Raw genomic sequence first — 6,577 nt, 5'->3', positions numbered from 1 at the left:
TGCCATTTCTAATCCTCCAAAATTTTATTTTACCCGAAAAAACTCCTTTCTTTCTCTCCACTTTTTCTGGGTAAGGTCAGTATGGGAAAAGGTGAAAGATGTACTAAAAAACCCAGAGATGATAAAAAAGGAATACCAACGTAGAGTATTAGAAAATAAAAATGATGAATCATCAGAGAAAAAGTTTGCAAGAAGAGAAAATCAAATAAAAGAAGGTATCGAAAAATTAATGGAAGATTATTATAGTCAAGAAAATGCAGGAGAGAAAGGATATATAAGCGAGGAAGAATTTAAACAGACAATGAGAAAAATGAAAGAACGCTTACAAGGGATAGAAGAAGAGAAAAAAAAGGTAGTTGATCAGAAGGCAGTAGAAAAAGGAATAAGTCTTATTATAAATAGCATAAAGAATTTTTATTCTAGTGTAAAATCGAACCTGGAACAGCTAGATTGGCAAACTAAGCGCGGCATTATTAAAGCATTAATAGGACAAATTAACATTGGTTGTGATCAGGTAGAAGTAGGATTTCAGATCGAAGAACCAGCACAGGATGGGGGAATTCTTAATTTGTATCATTGTAGTACACATCATAATAAGGGGGTTGGCAAAATGTGTCAAGCAAGTTTTTTCGTTTCTATAAATCTGGATTTCAGCGTTATGCGCTGGAATGACAACGTGAGGTAAATTTTTCAACATCCCAAAATTACAGAATTCAGTCTGTTTAATTAAGTGTGAACTGTTACACGAAAATTTTGTAAACAGATTAATATACCCTGTTTTTGCTATTCATCTAAAAATGGAACCATAGAGTACGTTGAGGAGCGTAAGCAAATTTTAATGCAAAAATTACTATCAAAAAATAGATTATGCAAGAGGTCTAATTATTCTGCCGCAATTTTGCTCTATCACACTTGCCACATTTAATATTCCAGCTTCATCATAATAATTTCCAATCACTTGCAAGGCAAGTGGTAAACCCTCATTGGAGAGCCCAACAGGAACAGAAATAGCAGGCAATCCTGCCAGACTTGCCGGCACAGTAAACACATCATTGATGCACATAATTAGCGGATCTGGCTTTTCATTTAAGCCAAAAGCTTCTGTTGGAGCAGATGGCACAAGTATGTAATCTATTTTTTCAAACGCTTTTATAAAATCATTTCTGATTAATGCCCTGATACACTGTGCTTTTTCGTAATATTCATTGTAATGACCTGAGGAAAGCGCATAAGCGCCAATTAAAATTCTTCTTTTCACCTCTTTACCGAAACCTTCTGCTCTTGTTAGTGAATACATTTCTTCAAGGGTATCAACATCAACCCTTAATCCATAACGCACACCATCGTAACGAGCAAGATTGGATGAAGTTTCAGCAGAACAGATTAAATAATAGACTGGTATTGCATATTTAGTATGTGGCAGAGTAATGTCAACAACTTCAGCGCCATTTTCTTTTAAATAGGAAGCAACTCTTTCCCAATTATGAACTATTTCCTCTGAAATTCCATCCATCCTATATTCTTTTGGTATACCAATACACTTACCCTTGACATCACCATTTATAAAGCTAGAAAATTTAGGCACTGGCTTTTCGCTCGATATTGAATCTTTTGTATCATAGCCACAAATTGCTTCCAGCATTAATGCTGAATCAGAGACAGAACGAGTAATGACTCCTGCTTGATCCAGAGAACTCGCAAATGCAATCATACCAAAACGCGAGCATCTTCCATAAGTTGGCTTTATTCCAACCACTCCACAATAAGCTGCTGGTTGGCGTACAGATCCACCGGTGTCGCTTCCTAACGCTCCAGCGCATAAAAATCCAGCAACCGATGCTGCAGATCCACCAGATGATCCACCAGGAACAACTTTTTCCCCATCACTTTTTCTAATCCACACATTTTCAACAGGGCCAAAATAGCTATTTGTGTTCGCAGAACCCATAGCAAATTCATCCATATTAAGCTTACCGAGCATGGCTGCTCCACTTTTTAAAAGCAAGTCAGACACCGTAGATTCGTAAGTCGGAACGAAATTTTCCAGCATTTTTGAGCATGCTGTTGTTTTTATTCCTTTTGTACAGAATAGATCTTTGATGCCAACTGGTACACCCATGAGCGGCGAGATTAAATCATCCTTTTGCCTAGAGAAATGTTCATCTGCAGCTTTAGCAGCTTTCATTGCTATCTCTGGGGTTTTTGTTATAAATGCATTTAATTTCTCATTTTCAACCGCACTGATGTGCGCCTCTACGAGTTCAACGGCAGAAAAACTCTTTTTTTTGAGCCCGTCATGCATTTGTGTAATACTTAACTTTCTTAGTTCATTCATCAATATTTAATTTTTAGCAAGACGTTAATTATAACATGGCACGATAAAAAATCCATACATTTATAGTTACAGCTAGAAATGTAGCTAAGGTAACTTAGATTCACCGACAATCGTCATCCCGCTACTTGTTAGCGGCTAAGAGATACCACAGCGGTATGACGTAGAAGCTATACTTTTATACTCACCAACTCAGTATCCAATCCGGATTGTATCTTAAAAAGGTCAAAAGACTATAATAAGCAAAGGAGTGATACTGTGTCTGAGTGAAAATCGTTGAGATCCCAGTGTCTGCTGCTTGCATAGCATTTATTTACAAAAAAATAGTCATGCAAGAGACTTTGCTTGGATATTTGATATAATTTAGGTCTATTAAAGCAAAAAATACTAACATGAATGAAGTGATAACATTTGGTTGTCGTCTAAATTTTTACGAGAGCGAGTTAATCAAAGAAGCATTAAAAAAAGCAAAGAGAGAAAATGTTGTTGTGGTGCATAGCTGTGCAGTGACAAACGAAGCAGAACGTCAGGTAAAGCAAAAGATACGTAAGATTTACAAAAATGATCCAAATAAAGAAATTATCGTAGTTGGTTGTGCTGTTCAGTTGGATCCAGAAGTTTACAGTAGCATTCCTGGTGTAAGTAAAGTGCTTGGTAATCAAGATAAGCTAAAAGCTGAAAATTACTTACTAAATGACGATAAAATCTTGGTCAGTGATAACCAAGTAGAACCTGTTCTAATTAATGGATTTGAAGATAAGTCAAGGGCATTTATTGAAATTCAAAATGGTTGTAATCATAGCTGCACATTTTGTTCAATTACTGAGGCAAGAGGGAATAATCGATCTGTGCCAATAAACAGTATTATAGAGCAAATCAGGATCTTTGTAGAAAATGGATATCAAGAAGTAGTGTTTACAGGGGTTGATATTACTGACTTTGGTACAGATTTGTTGGGTAAGCCATCACTTGGTTCAATGATTAGGAGAGTTTTAAAGGATATACCAGAGTTGAAGAGGCTAAGACTTTCCTCTATCGATGTTGCTGAAGTTGACGACGAATTAATGGATTTAATAGCTAATGAGTCAAGACTTATGCCTCATTTACATTTGAGTCTACAATCTGGTAATAATTTAATACTAAAGAGAATGAAGCGTCGTCACAACAGAGAACAAGTGATAGAATTTTGTCATAAAATGAAGAGCTTGAGGCCTAATATAGCATTTGGCGCTGATATTATTGCTGGATTTCCAACAGAAACTGATGAAATGTTTCAGGATACAGTTGATTTACTGAAAAAAACAAATATAGTTTACCTACATGCTTTTCCATATTCAGAGCGGAAAAATACACCTGCTGCACGAATGCCACAAGTACCAGAGAATGTGCGTAAAGAACGAGTAAAAAATTTAAGAGAAGTAAATAAAGAAATTGTGAGCAGTTTTTGTCAATCCTTGATCAACACTAAGCAAAGTGTTCTGGTTGAGCAAAATAATGTCGGTAGAGCAGAAAATTTTGCATTAATAAAGCTTGAATCAAGAGCGCAAGCTAAAAGTATTGTGAAAGTTAATGTTACAGGCGTAGAGAATAATTATTTAATTGGAAATACTCTTTCTTAATTTTTGTACATTAAAGAAATATATGATATGATGGTTATACTATAAATGATAATTATGGGTTCATTTGTGATAACTAAAAGATCTATTACTTTATTTTTGATTTTAATTTCATGTGTCTATTTTTTTATTACTTATATCGGTAATTATGTACACGTTGAACAAGTTATTGGAACACAACTCTTAAAACTAGAAACGGACAATAATGAAGATGTAATGCATTCTAAAGAGGTTACTGAAAAAGAAGTACTAACAGAGGATTTAAAATATCAAGAACCTGAAAATAGTCCTATTGAACAACCTTCTATTCTCCAAGTAGCTGATCAGAAAAATATGTGGTCACGTATCGCAGATCAAGCTGAGCCTACAAAAGAAAAATCAAAAAAACTTGATTTTTATGTTAGCGCTAACGGTGGTAAGGTATACCATGATAATTCAGAAACATTTGTAAAGGGTATAAAGGCAATAGGGGAGAGAGTCCTAACTTTAGTTGAAAGTCATTATGGTTTTATAATAAAAAATATAGTGGCAGATGAAATTAAAAGTATACAGCAATTTGATGGTAAAATTGATTTCCAGTGGTTTAGCAGCGTGTCTTTAGGTTACTATGCTGGAGAAAATGGTAAAATTGATTTTGAAGCCGCGTATTCTATAGCCAATATTGAAGATAGTAATTCTCCTCCGGTATTTGATAAATCAGCAAGTATATTTGCGTTTTTGTTAAACTTCTATTATAATCCCAGCGTTCAGGATACACAATTTGCTCCGTACATCGGTCTTGGTATAGGGCCAACAGTTTTTAGATTAAAAAGGATTAATGGGTCACCCCAAAATTCAATGCCACTGAATGTTCCTTGGTTTGCTTATCAAATAAAACTTGGTGTTGATTATTCAATAATCCCAGAAATCAAAACCTTTCTCGGCTATCGTTACTTTAGCGTTCCGATACCTGTTGCAGATGACATATCTACTCACAATATTGAAGTTGGTTTGATATTTAATTTTTAGTGATAATTTAATATATATATAAATTCTTATCTTTTCTATCTAACAAACCAAATGTTGGTACGATTGTTGCTTTTAAAAAAATGACAGTTTCTACTGTTCTAATATTATTCGCTAGCCTTTTTGATTTCTGATGCAATAAGCTTTGCTTATCTTCTCTATGTTCTATAAGCCCGCCGATTACCATAATTTCACCGCTCTTAATTTTTAACATAGAGTTCATTTCTCTGATTTCAACAATTGGAATGTCGCTATTTAATTTCATTTTACTCTGCTGTGCGACGTACTCTATATCTGGATCTTTAGTGTAGCCGTTAATTCTTGATAAAGTTGGATGTATATCCATGAATATTTCACTAGTATCAATGTTAATGCTTGGGTGGATTATTAGCACAACACCTATTGGGACGCTATTCATCTTGGTAATTAAGGTCTGATTAGAGTTTCTAGTATCTTTTTGTATATCGGAGGTAAAATAAATATGGTTTTTAGTAAATGAAATCATCGCTTGCTGATTATTTATAGCATGTACTCTGGGGCTTGAAATTACAGTTGAAGTGCCAAATTTGTCTAAATTTTTTACTAAATCTCCTAGATCATTCGCACCAAAGTTCATTGCTAGGTTAATAATGGAGTTATCTTGATTTATTATAGACTTAGTTCCATCTTGTAAGTCATTTAAGTTCATACCAGAAAGGTATTTGTCATCTAGCACAACTTCAACTATTTTTGCCTCTATCATTACTTGAGAAGACGCTAACTTCTTAACCTTATTAATATATTCTTCAACAGCTTTGTGGACATCTTTTCTAGCATTCAAAATAATAACACCAGCTTCTCTGTTGGATGAAAGGAATTCGCCATCATCCACCCCGTTAACATCCATTATTGCATTCAAGCCTTTTTCTAATGAATTCCATAAGTCACTACTGTATTGAGACTTCATAACATTGTTATAGTCCCTATCAACGTTACTTCCATCACTGTTAGTAATATTGTTACTAATGACGAAACTGCTTTGAGCAGAATGTTGAATATTGATGAAGTCTACGTAATAATTTTGCGCGTATGGCAAGTCCTGCTCAATTCTAATTACACCATTACTTATTGAGTAACGCAGTTTGGCGCTATTTGCTATACTCTGAATTACTTCGTTTATATCCTTATCTTTTAGCTTTAAAATAATATTACCTGATATTTTTGGGTCCATATCCAAGTTAACGTCAGAAAGTTTTCCTATCTCAATCAGCAAATCTTTTACTGATACTTCTTCACTAACATTAATAGAAATAAGCTGATTACTGATTGTGAGATCGGGAAACTCTATTGGTAAAGGCATAATTTCTGGTATTGCCGGTTCATTAATCTCCAAAGAGGTGTTATATTGTTGCAACGGATAATCGTGCTTATAATTGTCTATGTTAATAGGATATTGCTTGGTAGGTAGATGTGTGCAAGAAATAATGAAGAGGAGTATTAAGCATTTAAAAATAGCCATTAGAACAGCATACAAAATCTATACTAATAGATTTCTATAAAAATATTAAAAATGTATTTAATCTCATTTTCATCGAGCAGATAATTGTCGTGTATTAGCTTTGGCTATGTATTTTTTGTATACTCT

4 protein-coding genes and 1 pseudogene are annotated in these 6,577 nt (G+C 34.3%); 3 read left to right on the top strand and 2 right to left on the bottom strand.

All coding sequences use genetic code 11. The features are described 5' to 3' along the window. A pseudogene (locus tag BA053_RS04790) lies at positions 1–685 on the top strand (hypothetical protein); the annotation flags it as partial. Positions 686–865: 180 nt separating this feature from the next. Here the strand turns inward: BA053_RS04790 and gatA are convergent. Beyond that, a complete protein-coding gene (gene gatA / locus BA053_RS04785; RefSeq protein ID WP_065095094.1) occupies positions 866–2,335 on the bottom strand; it encodes an Asp-tRNA(Asn)/Glu-tRNA(Gln) amidotransferase subunit GatA in 1,470 nt (489 codons plus the stop codon). Between the two features lie 389 nt (positions 2,336–2,724). Between gatA and mtaB the strand changes: the two genes are divergently transcribed. Together mtaB and BA053_RS04775 are read left to right on the top strand one after the other, a co-directional pair. After that, entirely contained in the window at positions 2,725–3,951 is a 1,227-nt protein-coding gene (gene mtaB, locus BA053_RS04780; protein WP_065095093.1) for a tRNA (N(6)-L-threonylcarbamoyladenosine(37)-C(2))-methylthiotransferase MtaB, read from the top strand. Positions 3,952–4,017: 66 nt separating this feature from the next. After that, positions 4,018–4,956, top strand: a complete 939-nt coding sequence (locus BA053_RS04775) for an outer membrane protein (protein WP_065095414.1) — start codon at positions 4,018–4,020, stop codon at positions 4,954–4,956. A gap of 7 nt (positions 4,957–4,963) precedes the next feature. Here BA053_RS04775 and BA053_RS04770 read toward each other — a convergent pair whose 3' ends face one another. Beyond that, positions 4,964–6,451, bottom strand: coding sequence for a type II secretion system protein GspD (locus BA053_RS04770; RefSeq protein WP_065095092.1), 1,488 nt, complete (start codon positions 6,449–6,451; stop codon positions 4,964–4,966). Positions 6,452–6,577 lie beyond the last annotated feature (126 nt).

The sequence above is a fragment of the Wolbachia endosymbiont of Nomada ferruginata genome (genome assembly GCF_001675785.1).
In the GTDB taxonomy this organism is placed as follows: Bacteria; Pseudomonadota; Alphaproteobacteria; order Rickettsiales; family Anaplasmataceae; genus Wolbachia; species Wolbachia pipientis.
The sequence above is the reverse complement of the archived record's forward strand: the minus strand, read 5'-3'. Positions and strand labels throughout refer to the sequence as shown.

Excerpts from the sequence above, each read along its gene's own strand:
- BA053_RS04770 (WP_065095092.1), bottom strand. The coding sequence starts at position 6,451 with ATGGCTATTTTTAAATGCTTAATACTCCTCTTCATTATTTCTTGCACA.
- gatA (WP_065095094.1), bottom strand. The coding sequence starts at position 2,335 with ATGAATGAACTAAGAAAGTTAAGTATTACACAAATGCATGACGGGCTC.
- mtaB (WP_065095093.1), top strand. The coding sequence starts at position 2,725 with ATGAATGAAGTGATAACATTTGGTTGTCGTCTAAATTTTTACGAGAGC.